The 20,805-nt window shown below is 42.1% G+C and carries 9 protein-coding genes; 8 read left to right on the top strand and 1 reads right to left on the bottom strand.

What is annotated here, in order from left to right:
• Positions 1 to 4 precede the first annotated feature (4 nt).
• Complete coding sequence (locus MHI52_RS18300) at positions 5 to 1,447, top strand: 6-phospho-beta-glucosidase (protein WP_339283089.1); 1,443 nt, start codon at positions 5 to 7, stop codon at positions 1,445 to 1,447.
• A 314-nt stretch (positions 1,448 to 1,761) separates the two neighbouring features.
• Positions 1,762 to 2,160: a RidA family protein gene (locus MHI52_RS18295; protein WP_127547577.1), complete on the top strand. Its 399-nt coding sequence runs from the start codon at positions 1,762 to 1,764 to the stop codon at positions 2,158 to 2,160.
• 123 nt (positions 2,161 to 2,283) lie between these two features.
• Here MHI52_RS18295 and MHI52_RS18290 read toward each other — a convergent pair whose 3' ends face one another.
• On the bottom strand, positions 2,284 to 3,441 hold the full coding sequence (locus tag MHI52_RS18290) for a S8 family peptidase (RefSeq protein ID WP_340982258.1): 1,158 nt from the start codon (positions 3,439 to 3,441) through the stop codon (positions 2,284 to 2,286).
• Positions 3,442 to 3,662: 221 nt separating this feature from the next.
• On the opposite strand from MHI52_RS18290, the gene MHI52_RS18285 reads away from it, so the two are divergent.
• The 6 genes from MHI52_RS18285 (at position 3,663) to MHI52_RS18260 (ending at position 20,800) form a co-directional block, all read left to right on the top strand.
• Positions 3,663 to 4,184 carry a GNAT family N-acetyltransferase gene (locus MHI52_RS18285; RefSeq protein WP_339283084.1) on the top strand — a complete coding sequence of 174 codons (522 nt, stop codon included), beginning with the start codon at positions 3,663 to 3,665 and terminating at the stop codon, positions 4,182 to 4,184.
• A gap of 56 nt (positions 4,185 to 4,240) precedes the next feature.
• A complete protein-coding gene (locus MHI52_RS18280) occupies positions 4,241 to 4,699 on the top strand; it encodes an SMI1/KNR4 family protein (protein WP_340982259.1) in 459 nt (152 codons plus the stop codon).
• Between the two features lie 74 nt (positions 4,700 to 4,773).
• Positions 4,774 to 5,631 carry a Cof-type HAD-IIB family hydrolase gene (locus MHI52_RS18275; RefSeq protein ID WP_047843448.1) on the top strand — a complete coding sequence of 286 codons (858 nt, stop codon included), beginning with the start codon at positions 4,774 to 4,776 and terminating at the stop codon, positions 5,629 to 5,631.
• A gap of 175 nt (positions 5,632 to 5,806) precedes the next feature.
• A complete protein-coding gene (locus MHI52_RS18270) occupies positions 5,807 to 7,072 on the top strand; it encodes a YVTN family beta-propeller repeat-containing protein (protein WP_405157416.1) in 1,266 nt (421 codons plus the stop codon).
• A 364-nt stretch (positions 7,073 to 7,436) separates the two neighbouring features.
• Complete coding sequence (gene fabD / locus MHI52_RS18265; protein ID WP_127547587.1) at positions 7,437 to 8,642, top strand: ACP S-malonyltransferase; 1,206 nt, start codon at positions 7,437 to 7,439, stop codon at positions 8,640 to 8,642.
• A gap of 272 nt (positions 8,643 to 8,914) precedes the next feature.
• Positions 8,915 to 20,800 (top strand): amino acid adenylation domain-containing protein, encoded by an 11,886-nt coding sequence (locus MHI52_RS18260; RefSeq protein ID WP_405157415.1) that lies wholly within the window; start codon positions 8,915 to 8,917, stop codon positions 20,798 to 20,800.
• Positions 20,801 to 20,805 lie beyond the last annotated feature (5 nt).

Here is a 20,805-nt window from a genome sequence, read left to right as displayed (position 1 = left end):
CTCAATGAATGAAAAGTTTACAGCCTTCCCGGAGAATTTTCTCTGGGGAGGAGCAACCGCAGCGAATCAATTGGAAGGTGCTTATCTGGAAGGTGGCAAAGGTTTAACAACGGTAGATCTGATTCCGATTGGTGCTAATCGATGGAATATTGCTCTGGGTAACCTGGATTCATATGAACCAAAAACAGGGGAATTCTATCCTTCACATGAAGCCATTGACTTCTATCATCGATATAAGGAAGATATTGCGTTATTTGCAGAAATGGGATTTAAGTGCCTCAGGCTTTCCATAGCCTGGGCACGGATTTTCCCTAATGGCGATGAAGCGGAGCCAAACGAAGCAGGCTTGCAATTTTATGATGATGTCTTTGATGAGTTATTAAAATACAACATTGAACCTGTCGTGACGATCTGCCATTTCGATGTACCTGTACATCTGGTCGAAACTTACGGCGGGTGGAAGAACCGCAAGATGATCGGTTTCTTTGAGAAATATGCGACGACGCTATTCAATCGATATAAGAATAAAGTGAAATACTGGATGACGTTTAACGAGATCAACATGTTGCTGCATCTTCCGTATATTGGAGCGGGAATTGTCCTTCAGGATGGTGAAAACAAAGATCAGGTTCTGTATCAGGCAGCACATCATGAATTGGTAGCGAGTGCACTTGCTGTTAAGGCTTGTCATGAGATCATTCCGGATGCACAGATTGGATGTATGTTAGCTGCTGGAATGGTGTATCCATACAGCTCTAATCCGGATGATGTATGGAAAGCCATGGAGAAAGATCGTGAATCGTTCTTCTTCATCGACGTACAATCGAAGGGAGCATATCCGGGTTATACGAAAAGATTTTTCAGAGAAAATGACATTTGGATTGACATGCAACCGGAAGATGCAGATATCTTGATGCAGAACACAGTCGACTATATCGGTTTTAGCTATTATGCAAGCCGGTGCACCAGTACAGACCCTGAGATTTTGAAAGATTCGACAGAAGGCAATGTATTTGGTTCGGTGAAGAACCCTTATCTGCAAGCTTCCGAGTGGGGGTGGACCATTGATCCTAAGGGGCTTCGAATTACGCTTAATCAACTGCATGACCGCTATGGCAAACCTTTGTTTATCGTAGAAAATGGACTTGGAGCAACCGATGTGTTGTTAGACAATGACTCCGTAGAAGATGACTATCGCATCGAATATTTGAATAGTCATTTTGCCGAGATGGCTGAAGCGATTCAAGACGGTGTAGAGCTCATAGGTTACACAAGCTGGGGACCGATTGACCTGGTCAGTGCGGGTACCGGAGAGATGAAGAAACGTTATGGCTATATCTATGTAGACCGAAATAATGATGGTACGGGCACACTTCGCAGAGTGAAAAAGAAGAGTTTTCACTGGTACAAAGATGTCATTGCGAGTAATGGCGCACAATATTTCTGATACAAGATGTCCGACGCTATAGAATAAACAAAGAGCAGTCTCGTTATTATGGGATTGCTCTTTGTTTATGAGGGGATGAATTTGACCCATGATGTGGCTTTCAGATATAATAAAGAAATGAAGAGAATCTTGTCACTTAAGAAGGGAGGAGCATCCACTCATGAAGAAAAAATCACTTGCGTTTATATCTTCGGGATATGGATACTCCACTGCTGTCTTTTTCTAGAATCTATTCCAAGGGTGAAGTCTGCCCAAAATCGGAAGAAAACTAGGAATTAACGCAGAAAAATCTTAAGAATGATGAGGTAATCCAGATGAATATTGACAAAATTACTAGAACAAATCCAGAAAATATGCCAGCTCCTGTAGGTCAGTACACGCATATTACAAGAATCCCGAGAAATGCAGAGTTATTTGTGACTTCGGGTCAAATTGGAGCAGATCATAATGGACTCTTTCCAGAGAGTCTGAATGAGCAAGTCACTAATACATTTAATAATATTAAAACAGTGCTCGAATCTGAGCGCTTAGATGCTGAACATATTATCAAAGTGAACGTATGGGCAACCGAGGAAATCGATTGGGATTTCTTATATGCCGAGTGGGGACAATTATTTAGTACGGATTACCCTGCAATGACGATTGGATATATTACGGCGTTAGGTCTCCCAGAGATTAAAATTGAAATAGAGCTTTGGGCAGCAAAAGTGTAACATCGAATACTTTTTAACCAAACGAAGGAGCATCTTACTTACAGATGCCCCTTCGTTTTTTTATTTGTGAAAAATACAAAGGATAATCCTTTGTGCAATCATGAGCGATAGTAGGTGGGTGTATTATGGCACCTGCAAGCTCTGATAAGCATTCAGTCGACCATATGTCCAGTAGATCCCGGAGCCTGATAGCGGATCAGAAGCGAAACACAGCCCATCACGAATCTGAGCATTTGTTTTCCCTTGTGCAGCGAGAAGTGCAGCTACTCCTGCCACATGAGGGGCAGCCATGGACGTACCGCTAAGGTAGGCATAGGAACCTCCCAGGTATGTGGATAGTATGGTATCACCCGGTGCGGCCATATCCACCCAGGAACCATAGTTGGAGAAATTGGATTTGAGATCGGAGGGATTGGTTGAAGCGACAGCAATCACGTTGGGATACGAGGCGGGTACGATTGGGAATGAAGTGTTGTCGTTACCGGCTGCAGCAATAATCACAGCTCCTCGATCCCAAGCATACTGTACGGCAGCTTGTAGGAAAGCATTTCCCATCGGCCCACCAAGGCTCAGGTTAACAACCTGTACACCGTTGTTGGCAGCAAAGACAAGCCCGTTACCTACATTACCTATCGTTCCTTGCCCGTTGTTATCCAGTACCCGGAGCGGAACGATGGATGCGAGTGGAGCAGCGCCTGCGATGCCCACACCATTGTTGGTAACGGAGGCAGCGATCCCGGCTACATGGGTGCCGTGGCCGTTCCCGTCCTCAGCAATGTTATCATAATCAACATAATCATAACCGGGGAGGAGCTTGGAGGCCAATTCTGGATGATTCAGCTGTACACCGGTATCGATAATGGCGATTTTGACAGAGCTGTTACTCTGAGTAATATCCCATGCAGCGGGTGCATTGATTTTGGACAAGTTATACTGATAAGGAAAGAAAGGGTCATTGGGAGTGAAGGATGCCTCAACGAGGTAATTCGGCTCTGCATGTTCAATAAGCTCATGATCTTTGTAATGTTTCAGCATCCGGTGCATTTTTTTGCGGGATTCCACACGGTACCATCCTAAATCTTCATAGGTCTCAGCGACCTTACATCTCCCTTTTTTGTGAAGGGTGTGCATCTCATCCTCGGTTGTACCTTCCTTGAATTTGACGAAGAGTTGCTTGGGAGCGTGAGGGTGAAACTTCCTCTGGGCAAGTTGGTTCAGATAACGATACACGAACCCGATTACTAGCACAATGAAAGCAAAAACACCTAACCATAACCACATGAGCGTTTATCCCTCCAATATGATTTGCGACACGCCTTATCGTATGCGAACTCTATCAGACTGCGCGGGCACTCTTGCAATTTGGATAGTAGTGTAGATAGATTGATAGGAAGGGATAAATTCGGTAAGATGATATGAAGAGAGCCGCTTTGGCATGAACAAGATTTAAGGCAGGGCCGAGAGGTAACTCCTAAATACAGAGGATAAGGAATGTGGTTTTATTGACACAACTTCAGAGTATACCGACAGTCACACCAGTTCAGTCACACCAGATTCATGATGCCATTGATTTTGCCATGCGTGTACGCAGAGAAGTGTTTCCGATGATGGATCATACGAAATTGCCTGTAGACTTCGAGCAGTTCAGAGAACATTATCTGGACTCCGATGATTCGATCTTTCTTGTTGCAATGATGGAGGATGCGGGCATCGTCGGTTCTATTGGGATATTACCATATGATGGACGTATCGAAGCTGTGGAAGGTCGATATGCAGCTCGATCGGCTGCCGAAATAGTAAAGTGTTATGTAGATCCCGCGTATCGTAGGTTTGGCATTGGTTCGATGTTGATGAACGAACTGGAGAGCGTGGTAAAGGATATGCACTATACGACGCTGTATTTGCATACACATCGCTTCTTGCCAGGAGCCGTAGATTTTTGGAAACGCCAAGGGTTTACGGTTATTGCTGAGCAGGATGATGACTGGCAAACCGTACATATGGACAAGTTGGCATGTAAGTAACCATTGGAATTTATTGAAGGAAAATGACATTATGATGGTAATGGGGGGATCTATCCATGTATTCAAGTCTGATTGAGAAACTGGAGCATACCGAGGTTATACGCTGGTCCCCGAATCATCAAGTTCAAGAGAGCTGGATTACCGAAATTGAACAGGAGTTGGGCTTTCCGTTACCTCCGTCCTATCGCTGGTGGCTTCTGAATTATGGTATAGCGATGTTAAGTGGAACCGGAATTCTGACCATATCGCCTCCAGAACACCGAGAGTATGCGGACACTGATATTTTGTATAGATACCGACTTGCCGACGAAGACGCGAAGAAGGAAGGGAAGCTGGAACTGTTTGTACCGGACGAAGATGAATATTACTATTTTGATACGCGGACGGCAGATCACCTTGGAGAGTATAAAGTGATGCGTTTGGATTACTTTAATGGGGAACCTGAAGTATACGCGGATTCTTTTGCCGAATTTTTGGAGAAGTTGATCGATCAGCGAACACCACGGAATAGGTAATTTTGTAAAAGGAAAATGCCTGTCGGCACTCGCTCGGTTAGACATAGACAATATACATGATGGGGGCTAGACAGATGAACGAAACGAAGCGAAAAATTGTTTTTATTGATATTGATGGCACACTGGTAGATGATGACGGAAGTATTCCGTTGTCAGCACAGAAGGCTTGTAAACAGGCCAGAGAGAACGGACATCTGCTCTATTTATGTACAGGCCGATCCAAAGCAGAAATTTATGATTCCATCTGGGATGTCGGATTCGATGGTCTGATTGGTGCAGGTGGGGGTTATGTGGAGTTTGGCAAGGACGTGTTATATCACAAAAGGGTAACAGCGGAAGATGTTCGACATATGGTCGATTTTTTCAATGAAAACGGCATTGACTTTTACCTTGAATCCAATTCGGCATTGTATGCGAGTAGCAATCTTCAACCTCACCTGGAACGCCGTATCTATGGCGATGTGGAGAATGACCCTGTAGCCAGAGAGAAGAAGGAGCTGAAACCGCACCCGTTTATTGCCGGATTGACGTATGGAGAGGCCGACCTGTACAAGGATGACGTGAACAAAGTATGTTTCTTGGAGAGCTCAGCCATCCCGTTTGAGCGGATCAAGCAAGAGTTTGAAGGGAAATTCGAAGTCATTCAGTGCACTGTGCCGATCTTTGGTGAAGGAAGTGGTGAACTGATGATCCCTGGCATTCACAAAGCCATTGCAATCGCCGATTTGCTGAAGCATCTGGGCATGTCCCAAGAAGATACATTTGCCATCGGTGATGGCATGAATGATGCCGAGATGTTGGAATTTTGTAACATCGGAATTGCCATGGGTAATGCGAAGCCTGGACTGAAAGCCATTGCAGATGATATTACTGGAACAGTCGAGGAAGATGGATTGTATCATAGTTTTGTGAAGTACGGATTGATCACTTGATAAAGAAATGAGGCAATCTGGAAAACAGTTAATACGTACACCCTTTGTCCCAAACCTTATTATAGACCCTGCATATATTATTGCAGGGTCTTTTTTTGGTTTAAACAGATCAATTTATATTTTTACAAAAGGGTTCTAATCAAACCATAACATCTAAGTGAAGGAGAGAATCGAAATGGCCATTCTATCAACCGGACCTATCGAGAATAATGCCGTCAGTGATGTACGGCCAACACAACAAGTTACCGTTAAAATTGATAACAGGAATTCTCTGGATGGATCCGTTGTTTTGATACAAGGGTATAATCTGACCTCTACGAGGACTTTATATGTCAGCGAGCAGATTTCAATTGATCCGGATCAGGTAGTGACAAGAACTTATTTTGCCAATCTTGATGCATTTGAATTTGTCTTTACAGTTGAAGGTGTAGCTATAGAGCAGACAGAGATTTCCGTGTGGGGCAAAACCGAAAACGGCCAGCTTGTTGCTGCACATCGATTAGTTTCTTCCGAACTTGAAATAGAGGGGGATAATACGTCAGTCAACCGCATATATGTAGCCAATTTTAATAGTAACGATGTTTCCGTCATTAATGGTGATACGAATACGGTCATTGCTACCATTCCTGTGGGGACGAATCCTGCAGGGATTGATGTCAATCCATTAACGAGTCGTATATATGTCGCAAACAGAAGCAGTAATACCATTTCTGTCATTAATGGTGTAACCAACGCGGTAATTGCTTCTATTCCGGTTGGGAATGAGTCAGGGGACGTAGGGGTCAATATAGCAACCAATGCCGTTTATACGGCAAATTTTAATTCATTGGATACAACTGAAGATGTAACCGTTATTGATGGATTAACCAACACGGTGATTGATGCGATCACTATTCCTGGACTCAATTTTTTAACGGGTATAGGCGTCAATTTCTTAACCAATCGGATCTATGCAGTTAATTTTAATTCTGATACTGTCTCTGTAATCGATGGAGTAACCAATACAGTGATTGCTACAATCCCCGTTCAGGTCAATCCATTCCGTATAGGTGTCAATCCAGCCACCAACCGTATTTATGTATCGAATTTTACCAGTAATACGGTTTCCGTTATTGATGGATTGACGAATTCCGTCATTGATACCATTCCAGTCGGCGTTACGCCAGCTGAAGTAGCGGTTAATACCTCCACAAATGCCATTTACGTACCCAATCGAGACACGGATAATGTTTCAGTAATTAGTGGATTAACAAATACCGTGATTACTACTGTTCCGGTCGGGAATAATCCAAACGGAGCGGGCGCCAATCCGTTAACTAATCGAGTTTATATAAGCAATCAAGATGACAATACCATTTCTGTGATCGATGGCGAAACAAATACGGTGATTGCTACTATTCCGGTGGGGGCACGTCCGTTCGCAGTAGGTGTAAATCCGTAGAAAGGTGAGGGGGTTCGGATGAAAGAAGTTATAACGGCATCAGACTTAATGGAGCAGCTGATCACCATGAATAAAGAAAATTCTGTATGCCAAGTTAGGATTCCAGGTAAGGAGAATCGTGAGTCTTGAATGATCAGATCAGAATGGAACAGGCATCTCCTCAATGGGGGTGTCTATTTGCATTAAGGAGCCCAAAAAGAATGACGAATTTTTTTCCGTTAATAGAAATAGATGCCCCTCCTTTTGACTTTGTTATTGCATAACTCCTAATGAAATTTTAATATAAATTTTGCAAACAAGGAATTTATTGGTTTTCGTTTGTCGAAGTGCATGAAATATAAAGTTGATACATGGAGGATGCTGGATGAGTAATGTAGCTCTGTTGTTTCCTGGGCAAGGTTCTCAGATGGTTGGGATGGGTAGAGACTTTTGGAATAACTTCGATGTGGCTAAGAAGTTATTTGAAGAAGCAAGTGATGCCATTTCTTTCGATTTGAGAAAGTTATGTTTTGAAGGTAGCATGGCTGATTTGACAATGACGATGAACGCTCAGCCTGCACTTTTGACTGTTAGTGTCATAGCATATCAGGTGTATATGCAAGAAATAGGGATGGAACCCGCTTATTTGGCTGGGCATAGTTTGGGAGAATATTCGGCTCTGGTCTGCGCAGGTGTTCTATCATTTCATGACGCCATTAAACTGGTAAGACAACGGGGTATCATTATGCACAATGCAGACCCGGATCAGAAAGGTACCATGGCCGCCATTTCAGGTATTCATTTAGATACAATTCAAAACATATGTGAACAAGTTTCCACGATCGAGCGCCCTGCTTGTGTGGCTTGTGTGAACGCTAACCAGCAGTTTGTCATTTCGGGACATCGGCACTCTATACAAGAAATTATTAAAAGGACAGAAGCCCTGAGAACGAAACATTCGTATATCAATGTAAGTGGTCCCTATCATTCTCCCATGATGCAAACCGCAGCAGAACAATTCAAAGTTGAATTGGATCAATATCAATATGCCCATGCAAAATACCCGGTTATTTCCAACGTTACAGCAGCACCCTATGAGTCTGATCGATCTGTCGTGGATTATTTAACCATGCAGATGACGATGCCTGTAAGATGGTCAGAGTCGATGAACTATTTGATTAAACAGGGAGTCACTGAAGTTATAGAGTTGGGTTCTAAACATGTGTTAGTTAGTCTTATGAGTAAAATAACGAAGCGTATTGTACCGTACTCGCTAAGTCAGCCTTCTGATTTACTAATGCTTACAAATACACAAGAAAGGAAAAATAAGCGGTTAACGATTCGTAAAAAGTTGTTATCAGAACTAATAGTAACGGCACTCATTTCAAGGAATTATAATACAGATTCAATATCCTATACCCAAACGGTTGAGCCATTGTTTCACCAATTACAACGGGCAAAGGAACAAGTAAACAACAATGAATATGAACTTAGTGAAGAAGAGATAAATGATGCTCTACAGGTATGTCATTCCATTATTATAGCAAAAAATATTCCATTGGATGGAACCGCGTTGATTGATGCAATCTAGTACTCGATCTGTGCTTTTGCAAGATCTATATTACAGCAACAGACTGCCTTTTTATAAGGTAGTCTTTTTGTCCTTTAATGCATCTGAACTTGTTGAAGCTTCAGATATTTGGTAATAAATATGTCAATAACCCACAAATCAATCTCTATTTTTTACCATATAGTAACAATAAACTGATTGATTTTACATATATTTCTATGGTAAAATTTTGCTTGAAATATGTGTAAATAATTAGATAAGCATGTTAGAGATGATTCATTTGGAGGAGAGATATGTATACTAATCAGTTTCAAACACTAGTGGATATTATCCGCGACAGAGGTAAAATAACCGACCGCGGTATTCGTTTTATCGATGCGGACAAACGTGAAACTTTTATATCTTATCATCAATTATTTACTGAGGCACAAGGGTATTTAGGTTATCTACAAGCCATCGGAATTAAACCTAAACAAGAGATTATTTTTCAGATTCAAGAAAACAAACGGTTTTTAGTCGCATTCTGGGCTTGTATACTCGGTGGAATGATCCCTATCCCTGTAAGTATTGGTGAAGATGAAGAACAAAACTTGAAAGTATGCCGTATTTGGAATTTGCTAAATAACCCTTTCATGATTGCATCTGAGAAGGTGCTGGATAAAATGAAGAGATTTGTTTTGGAACATGACATGCTTGATTTCCATCATCAATTAGAAGTCAGAACGGATCTGATCCAAGATACCATATATCATTATGAATCTATTAATAATATAGTTGAACCTCAGTCTGATGACTTGGCATTTATTCAATTTTCTTCTGGATCAACTGGTGATCCCAAAGGCGTCATGCTCACCCATCGAAACCTGATTTATAATACTTGTGCTGCTATTAATGGCACACAAATTAGTTCAAACGATAGTTTTCTCTCCTGGATGCCCCTTACCCATGATATGGGTTTGATTGGATTTCATCTCGTACCCCTCGTGGCAGGAATTCAACAGTACTTGCTCCCAACGGAATTATTCATTCGCAAACCGATTCTATGGATGAAAAAAGTAAATGAACACAAAGCAACCATACTGTCTTCCCCTAACTTTGGTTATAAATACTTCCTGAATTTCTTTCGCGAAGACAAAGCGGAGGGATGGGATCTGTCATCTGTCAGAGTCATTTATAATGGGGCGGAACCTATATTACCCGAAGTGTGTGATGAATTCCTAAATGTATTGTCAGCATATCACTTAAAGAAAACAGCCATGTTTACCGTATATGGATTAGCAGAGGCCTCTGTTGCCGTCTCCTTTCCCAAGGTAGAAGAAGAATTTACTGCGGTGTACGTTCACCGGGATCATCTGAACTTAGGGGAGCGTGTCATCGAAGTCGAGAAACATGCTGAACATGTGGCATCATTTGTTGCCGTTGGCGAAGCAATTGATTATTGCCATGTTAGAATTTGCGATGAGGAAATGAACAGTGTTTCCGATTTGGTTATTGGAAAAATTCAAATCAAGGGGGATAACGTCACCCAAGGTTATTATAATAATTCACTAGCAACGGAGAAGTTATTAACGCACGACGGATGGGTGAATACAGGAGATCTGGGTTTTATCATGAACGGAAAACTGGTTGTAACAGGGCGGGAAAAAGACATTATCTTTATCAATGGTAAAAATGTATATCCCCATGACATTGAACGTGTCGCCATACAATTAGATGATATTGAACTCGGAAGAGTTGCTGCTTGTGGTGTGTATGATTCGAATAGTCAAAGTGAAGAAATTATTGTGTTTGTCGTGTACAAAAAAAAGATCGAACACTTCTTACCGCTTGTTAAAGAAATCAAAAGATATCTATATAAACATGGGGGATGGAGTGTCAAAGAGGTACTGCCCATCAAAAAATTACCCAAAACAACAAGTGGGAAAATCCAGCGGTATCAGTTAGCCAAGCAGTATGAAGCAGGCAAATTCTCAACAGAATCTGCTTTCATCCATGACTGGATCAAGAATGACAATGACAAGGCAAAGGGAAAGGCTGCTGTTTCGGTTCGAGTCATAGAACGTGAATTAACTTCACTATTTTCTGAAGTGCTGGTTGGGAAAAAGGTTGAACTTGAGGATAGCTATTTTGATATGGGTGCAACTTCATTACAGCTGGCCCAAATCGCTGAACGTATAGAACAAAAATACGGAGAAGAGCTTGCTGTTACGGACCTCTTTACCTATCCCTCGATAACTGAATTGGCAGCATATCTGGCTAGAGGTTACAGCGAGACCATGCAAGTCAACAAAACTCAAGAGGATCATACGCCATCCAAAGATATTGCTATTATCGGTATGTCTTTGAATCTCCCTGGTGCATCAAATGCAAGCGATTTTTGGCGTGTTTTGGAAAATGGAACGCATAACATTCGGGACTACCCGGAAAGTCGGATAAAAGACGCAGCGGATTATATACAATCCATGCGAAGTGGAATGAGCGAAGTTCAATGGATCAAGGGTGGTTACTTGGATCAAATTGATCAATTCGACTATTCTTTCTTTGGCATAACTCCAAAAACTGCACAATTTATGGACCCGAATCAAAGGATGTTCTTGCAAACGGCATGGCATACGATTGAAGATGCTGGGTATGCAGGGGAAGGAATCAATGGAAGAAATGTGGGCGTGTACGTGGGGTATTCCAAAGTTGGGTATGATTATGAACGGCTCGTGACGGCGAGTTACCCCGCAGAACTCAAAAATTATATCATTGGAAATTTACCATCTGTACTGGCGAGCAGAATTGCATATTTCTTGAATTTAAAAGGCCCGGCCTTAACGATTGATACCGCTTGTTCCTCCTCACTTGTTGCTGTTCACATGGCATGTAAAGGATTGCTCGCTGGAGACTGTGAAATGGCAATCGCAGGCGGCATTCGAACGGCATTATTACCGATAAGTATCGGACTGGATATGGAATCTCCAGATGCATTGACGAGAACGTTTAGCGAAGATGCCAACGGCACGGGATTTGGCGAAGGTGTTGGGTCGGTCATGTTGAAGCCAATGCAGCAAGCGATTAAGGACGGGGATCATATCTATGGTGTGATTAAGGGAAGTGCGATTAATCAGGATGGAAAGACGGTAGGAATCACAGCACCTAACCCGGAGTCACAGACCAATGTGATCGAACAGGCATGGAAAGAAGCCGGCATTTCTCCTGATACGCTTAACTTTATTGAAGCACATGGAACAGGAACAAAATTAGGTGATCCGGTTGAGTTCAATGCTTTGCGTAAAGCTTTTGAGAAATATACGGATCGGAAACAATTTTGTGCAATCGGATCTGCCAAAGCTAACATTGGACATGGTTTTGAAGCGGCGGGGATCGCTGGATTAATTAAATCTATTCTTATGTTTCAACATAGAAAGATTCCACCATTGGTTCACTTTGACAAGCCTAATCCCCTGCTTAAGTTTGAAGCTTCACCTTTTTATGTGAATCAGGAATTAATGGCTTTTGGTGAAAAAGAGGGTCCATTACGATGCGGGGTTAGTTCTTTTGGTTTCAGTGGTACCAATGCACATGTGGTTCTCGAAGAATATGTTCCTTCCCCAACCGTAGATAAAAGAATGTCCCAAGAGCCTCATTTATTTGTTCTGTCTGCTGCCACGGAACGGGCGCTGGATGAATTGGTCAGAACGTATCATGAATATCTAACCGATCACACGGATGTTTCCATTCAACAAATCTGTTATACAGCCAGTACGGGAAGGGCTAATCTGGATTATCGGCTTGCCATCATAGTCACGAGTACACAAGAATTACATGAAAAATTGAAACGAATTGCAAGCGGAGAGGGTAAACTGCCAAATGTTTATTTTGGTTATGCCAAAAAAGACAAAATGCTTGTTAGCGATCATCTCTATGTTCGGGGAAAGGCAGAATCTTTAAATGAACTCGGTCAGTTATTTACACTGGGGGCAGTGATTGATTGGGAAAGGTTTTATAATCATGAAGTCATTCGGAAAATTCCATTACCTCTATATCCATTTGAGCAGAAGCGCTGTTGGATTGAAGTCAAACACACGATACCAGCGGGACATAGGTCAGAGAGGAATGAGGTTCAAATGGAGATGAATACAAACGATATTGAATTAAAGATTAAAACAAGTATCAGTCGTGCATCTGGTTTGAAGTTGGAAGAGTTGGATCATCAAGCTCATTTTCTCCAGATGGGATTGGATTCCATCATTCTTGTGCAAATTCAGAAGGAGATCTCAGAGCTGTTCCGTTTGGATATCCCGATGGAAATGTTTTTTGAAACCCTTACAAATATTAATTCCTTAGTTAAGTATGTGTCAGAGAATATAAAACAACATGATGTATCTGAGAACATAAAGAATGAAACCGATCAGGAGCGTACTGAACAACGAAATCTGGCATCTGTGAACAATATAAACACGGCAAAATCATCAGGGAATGTGTCGGAACAAATTGTGATGTCTGCCATTCAGCTCATGGAGTCCCAATTAAAAAGTTTGAATGTGCTGTTAGGCGAGCAAGTGAATACAATTCAATCCCCGCTTCCGGAAATGAAACATCATGAAACCAAACCAACCAAAGAGATCCAACCCAATTCGGAATCGAAGGAAGCTAAACCTTTTATACCGTATCAATCGTTGAAAATTCATGAAGAGAGTGGATTCTCAGCGCTTCAGAACCAGTATATTGAACAATTTGTAACAAAGTATACCGCAAGAACCAAAGGCTCCAAATTAAAAACAGGCCAAACACGTTTGGTTCATGCGAATAATCGCAATGTGTCCGGATTCCGCTCGTATTGGAAGGAAATGGTGTATCCCATCATTTCAACTCGTGCAGAGGGATCTAAGTTATGGGATATGGATGGGAATGAGTATTTGGATCTGACGATGGGATTTGGTGTAAATCTATTTGGCCATAATCCAGCGTTTATTCAAAATGTAATAGCAGACAGCCTCCAGGAACAATTGCCTCCATTGGGCCCTATGTCAGACTTGGCAGGAGATGTCGCAGCTAAAATTTCCGAGCTAACGGGTGTAGAGCGTGTCGCATTTTATAATTCAGGAACAGAAGCTGTCATGGTTGCAATTCGTTTAGCGCGGGCGGCAACGGGGCGTTCCAAAGTTGTATTATTTTCAGGATCTTACCACGGTACACATGACGGCGTGTTGGGTGTAGCGAATCCTGGGGATGCTTTATCGTCTGCGCTGCCTATGGCTCCTGGTATTGTAAATAGCGCTATAGATGATTTGATTATTCTTAATTATAACCATCCGCAATCACTGGATATGATTCAGAACCTGGGTGATGAATTGGCTGCTGTGCTTGTAGAGCCGGTGCAAAGTCGAAGACCTGATATGCAGCCAACACAATTCTTGCGGGAACTTAGAGAGATCACGAAACAGTTTGGCATTGCACTTATTTTCGATGAAGTCATCACTGGATTCAGAATTGGTCTGGGTGGAGCACAGGATTGGTTTGGAGTTCAAGCAGATTTGGTTACGTATGGGAAAGTGGTCGGTGGCGGGCTGCCAATTGGCATAGTCGCGGGTAAAGCTGAATTTATGAATCCGGTAGATGGTGGAACCTGGAACTTTGGTGATGATTCTTACCCTTCCGATGCAGATAAGAAAACGTTTGTCGGTGGAACCTTCTGTACACACCCTCTTACGATGAGAGTGATGTTAACGGTACTACAGTATCTTCAATCTGAAGCAGGAACTTTATATAAAGAATTAAATGAAAAAACAGATTATCTTGTTAAAGAATTAAATGCGTTTTTCAAAACAGCGAATGTACCGATGCAAATGGTGAACTATGGATCTTTATTTCGATTTATATCATTTGGAGATATGGAATTATTCTTCTACCATTTAATTTATAAAGGTTTATATATTTGGGAAGGTCGTAACTGTTTTATATCGACTGTGCATTCCATGGGTGACATGGATACGATAATCAGAATCGTGAAAGAGACGATCCATGAACTACGCGAGTGGGGGTTTATCCCTGGTGAATCGCCTGTTTCGGAATATCCGCTCTCTTTAGAGCAAAAACAATTATTGTTAACTTCATTACATGGGGAAGATGCGAATGTTGCATTAAATCAGAGTGTTATTTTAAAAATGACAGGTGGAATAAAACCTTCCACACTGGATCAGGCCGTGAATCAAATCGCACAGCGTCATGAAGCCCTGAGAACAGTCATTCATGCCGATCGTGAAACACAACAAATCAGATCCGTAATGGAATTTCAATGTACATGGTTGGATTTCTCAGCATATGCGGGTGAGGATCAAGAACGGGAAATTTCCAATTGGTTATCTGCCGATGCAAATGAAGCCTTCGATTTACAGTCTGGGGAACCTCTATTTAGAATCACCTTGCTTAAAAAGGCAACTGATCAATACCTTATGGTGCTGACATTTCATCATATTGTTGTAGATGGCTGGTCGATTGCTGTATTCATTCAAGAGTTGGAACATACCTATTCTGCTCTGGTCCGAGGAGTTCCGGTTCAATTACCTGAAGCCACTCCATTCCGTGCGTATTTAAGATGGCAACGACTTGAACATGAAAAAGGCTCATTTACCGAAGGAGTCCAGTTCTGGAAAGAACAATTTTCCTTATCCTATCCCAACATTACACTTCCAACGGCACCTTCCGATGATGTGCCCAAGGGATATGACGGTGAAAGATATTCCATCAAGTTGGATCATCAATTAACAGAGTCTTTGCGAACGTTAAGTATAAATAATAAGAGCAGTTTGTTTGTAACAATGTTTGCAGCGTTTCATTTATATTTGCATCAACTAACAGGGCAGTCTCACCTTGTCATCGGCGTGCCTACAGCGGGTCAGTCTCATATGCGAAAGAATACGCTGATTGGCAACTGTGTCAACATTATACCTGTTCATCATGCCCTATTAACGAAGCAATCCGTTGTAGACCATGTTCTTCAGCTCAAGGAAACGCTGGCTCTTGTCATGAAGCATCAGCATGTTCCATTGGCCCTCGTATCCGAACAGCTTGCTCATATGACTGCACCGGATACCCGGATTTTATTCAATATGGACAGAACGATTCATCATCTTCAATTTGAAAATATCAAGACTGGATTCATGTCGTATCCGATCAAACATATTTCTTACGATTTATTTCTTAATATTACGGATGTTAGCCATGAATTGTACCTGGATTTTGATTACAATACCGAGCTTATTGGACCTGAGATGATGAAATTGTGGTCTGAAGGATTTAAGGGTTTGCTGCAAAAAATGGTGAGTCATCCAGAGGCTGAAATTTCGTCTTTGACGTTGTTCTCATCCGAGCTACAGGACCAATTACAGGAAATATATAATCGGTTTGTTACGGAGCGTCTTCCTCACGTTAATCATGCAGCCATATTCGAGTCTCCAGTCAATGACGTGGAGAAAAAGCTGGCTTTGATCTGGGAGGACGTATTATCCCTCGATCAAGTGGGGAGACATGATCACTTTTTTGATCTCGGAGGTAACTCGCTCAAGGCGACAGTAATGCTATCCAAGGTACATGAGCAGTTTCAACACAAAATTTCAATCGTTCAATTCTTCCAAAAGCAACGTCTGAAGCAGCTTGCCAGTCTGATTACAGGCGAGAACGAGGAAACATTCATTCCGATTAAGGCATTGGACGTCAAGGAATTCTATGAGACATCATCTGCACAACAGCGGATCTACTTTTTGGATCAATTTGAGCCGAATAGTGTGTTTCAGAACATGTGCGGCCATATTACGGTTACAGGAAATATCGATGAAGCTAAATTGATTTCGTCATTGGAACAAATCGTGCACCGTCACGAAGCTTTTCGCACCAGTTTCCATCTGATGGATGGAGAGCTTTACCAGCGTATTGCTCCAACGATTGATTTTGAAGTGAAACGATCTCAGGAAAGTTCTGCTTCATTCGAACAACATGTTAAGGCGTTTGCCAAACCATTTGATTGCTCCAAAGCGCCATTAATACGTGCCGAATTCATTCGTATAAACGATGATCATGCAGAGATTCTCATCGAGATGCATCATATTATATCGGACGGATATTCCGTTGGTATTCTTGCGAATGAACTGATCGATGTGTATGACGGAAGAAGCATGTCGGACATTGAGGTTGAATACAAAGACTTTACAGCTTGGCAGAAAGAATTTCTGGCGGGGGAGTCTTATAAGCAGCAAGAAAAATATTGGCTGGATCAATTCAAAGGAGAACTCCCGAACCTTAATCTGCCTACTGATTTTGTTCGGACACCTCATTTGACTTCGGCAGGTTCAAGATTGTCATTTGTGTTGGATCAGCATTTGAAGCAGTCGCTGGAAAAGCTTGCGAAACAAACGGGAACTACGATGTTTATGGTGTTATTGGCAGCGTATAATGTGCTACTTCATCAATACACAGCACAAGAAGATATGATTGTAGGCACGCCAACATCAGGAAGAAACCATCCGGATGTCGAGAATATGATAGGTGTTTTTATCCAGACGGTAGCGATTCGCTCACAGCCGGTGGGGAATAAGTCGTTTCGATCCTATCTCGAAGAAATTAAAAAACAATCCCTGGATGCATTGGATAACCAGGACTATCTTTTTGACAATCTTGTAGAGAAATTAAACACACATCGGGATACCACTGGGACAGCACTTTTTAATACGATGTATATCTTCTTAAATACCGCGTTGAATCAACGGCAAGAACAGGATTGCAGCTTTAAAGTTAGAGAATTAAATGTCGGTGTATCGTTGTATGATCTGATGTTCATCGTTGAGGATGATAACGAGTGTCTGGAAATGCACTTTAATTACAAGACGGAGCTGTTTGAACGGGATACCATCGACAGAATGAAAACACATCTGTTCAACATCCTCAGAGACATTGTGATCGAACCTGATATTGCCTTGTCCGATATTCAAATGCTGTCTGAACATGAGCAGGACGTTCTTTTATATGACTTTAATGATACCAACATAGAATATTCCCGGGATCAGACCATACAGGAGTTATTCGAAGCACAGGTGGAACGGACACCTGATCAATTGGCTGTTAGTTTTGGAAATGAGCGATGGACGTATCGTCAATTGAATGAACGGGCGAATCAGTTGGCATATACGCTTAGAGCTGAGGGAGTGCAGCAGGATCAATTTGTAGGTATTCTGACAGATCGTTCGATTGATATGATCGTTGGCATCTTTGGCATTCTAAAAGCAGGCGGGGCGTATGTACCGATTGATCCGGATTCTCCTGAAGAGCGTATCCGGTACATCCTACATGATTCGGGGGCAACGTTGTTAGTCACGCAAAAGCATTTGAAGCAGTTGGTATCGTTTAATGGAAAAATGATTGATTTGGACGATGAAGAAATCTATGCAGCTAATCTGTCGAATCTGGAAGCCGCAGGGAATTCCGAGCAGTTGGCTTATATGATCTATACTTCAGGCACAACAGGCATGCCAAAAGGTGTGATGATCGAACATCGTCAGGTTCATCACTTGGTTAAAGCGTTGTACAGTCAAGTTATAGATGATCAGCATAGCAGCATGCATGTCGCTTTACTTGCGCCTTACTATTTCGATGCATCTGTGAAGCAGATTTTTGGCGCACTGCTGTCAGGACATGCCTTGTTTATTGTAGACAAGGACACGGTACTGGATGGACAAGATTTAATGAATTATTATCAGCACCACCAAATTGATTTGACAGACGGAACACCTGCGCACCTGAAATTGCTTTCGAAGGCAAAAAACGTTCAAGGCATATCGCTAAAATATATGCTCATTGGCGGTGAAGCTCTTTCTCAGCAAAGTGTAAATGAAATCACATCATTATTTGCTCTCAATCATATAACGCCGCCAGCCATAATTAATGTGTACGGTCCAACAGAATGTTGTGTGGATGTTGCGACATACCGTGTACTTCCAGAACACCTGGATACAGCGAATCAACGAGCTCACCTACCGATTGGTCGAACATTAGGAAATAATCGCCTGTATGTATTGAACAAACATGGCAAAGTTCAGCCTGTAGGCGTCGTAGGGGAATTATGTATCTCTGGTGATGGGGTTGGTAGAGGATACTTGAATTTACCTGAGCTGACAGCAGAAAAATTTGTACGTGATCCGTTTGTCCAGGGAGCGACAATGTACAAAACGGGAGATTTGGTGAGATGGCTTCCCGATGGCCATATCGAGTATCTGGGAAGAATGGATCACCAAATTAAAATTCGCGGATATCGGATCGAAGTAGGAGAAGTCGAAGCAGCGCTGTTAGATCTAGAGTGTGTGAAAGAAGTTATCGTCATTGCACATGAGGATGATCATGGGGACAAATCGTTATGTGCATACTTTACAGCGGATTCCACGCTGACGGTGGGAGAGTTAAAACAAAGCCTCTCTAAGGTGTTGCCGAATTACATGGTTCCAGCCTACTTTATACAATTGGATCACATGCCTCTGACATCGAACGGGAAAATCGATCGCAAATCGCTTCCGAGTCCAGAAGAAAACATACAAACGGGAAGTGAATATATAGAACCCCGAACTGGGGTGGAAAAACAGTTGTTGCCTATTTGGCAGGATGTGCTTGCCGTGAAAAAAATCAGTGTAAAAGACAGTTTTTTTGATGTAGGAGGCAACTCTTTACGTGCGACCAAGCTGGCCGCCAAAATCAATCAAAAGCTGAATATCCACATATCGGTAAGAAACGTCTTTGAATGGCAGACCATTGAACAGATGGCTCAATCTATTGAACAAATGGAACAGGAAGTATCAGTTTCCATTCCTCAAGTGGAGGAAAAAGAATATTATCCTATTTCTTCGGCGCAAATGAGAATGTACATTATGAGCATCAAAGCTGGCAAGGAACTCATGTACAACATGTCAGGTATGTTTATGTTGGAAGGATCGCTTGATCGGACCAGATTGGAAGAAGCATTCCAACAATTGATTCATCGTCATGAATCGCTTCGGACTGGATTCAAAGTCATACACGGAGAACCGAAACAGATCGTATACCCTAAAGTTAACTTTGGAATTGAATTGATCGAGTCAACGGAAGTAGAGATCGAAGATCGAATTGAACAGTTTGTTCGCACATTTGATCTCGGGCAAGCACCTCTTATGAGGGTGGGACTTATTGAACTTCAGCAGGAGCGTCATGTATTGCTGGTAGATCTCCACCACATCATTGCAGACGGACTATCCGTGCATCTTCTGATGACTGAACTTAGCCAGTTCTACAAGGGAGAGGAGCTATCTCCTCTTCGAATTCAGTATAAGGACTATGCTGAATGGCAGCAAATGCAACTTCATAGTGAGCGGATGAAAAAGCAGGAGAAGTATTGGCTTACTGTGTTTGCTGAAAGTATCCCGCTATTGGATCTGCCAACAGACTATGAAAGACCTGAAACCCTAAGTTATGCGGGAGATGTATTGGACATTGTTTTGGAGGAAGACATCCTTCCAGGCTTAAGGAACATGGAAGCTCTGACAGGAACAACGTTATATATGATTCTATTAGCAGCCTATACCATTCTGTTGTCTAAATACAGCGGACAAGAAGATATCATCGTGGGCACGCCGATTGCAGGAAGGACACATGCTGAGCTTGAGCCGGTTATGGGGATGTTTGTGAATACACTGGCTATTCGAAATTATCCTGCGGGGGATAAAACTTTTACGCAGTATCTGCTGGAAGTGAAAGAAAATATGTTGAACGCATATGAGAATCAGGATTATCCGTTTGAGGAATTGATCGAGAAAGTGAATATAACCAAAGATGCTCGGCGGAATCCGTTGTTTGACACCATGTTTGTATTGCAGAATACAGATGCTTCAGAGATTCAGATGGATGGAGTAACCTGTAAGCCTTATGCTCCAAATACGAGAGTATCCAAATTCGATCTAACGCTGTATGCTACCGAATTGCCAGACAAGTTAGAAGTGGCCTTTGAATACAGTACGATTTTATTTGAGAAAACAACGATTGAAGCGATGTCACAAAATCTGTTGGTCATATTAACAACCATTGCCAAAGACCCTTATATTGAAATCAACAAGATTCAATTGGTTGAAGAATTAATAGATGGGGATACGCTGGCTGATCTAATTGAAGTAGATTTCTAAAATAA

This window comes from Paenibacillus sp. FSL H8-0283 (assembly GCF_045040675.1).
Lineage (GTDB): Bacteria > Bacillota > Bacilli > Paenibacillales > Paenibacillaceae > Paenibacillus > Paenibacillus amylolyticus.
This window is presented reverse-complemented; position numbering and strand designations above follow the sequence as displayed.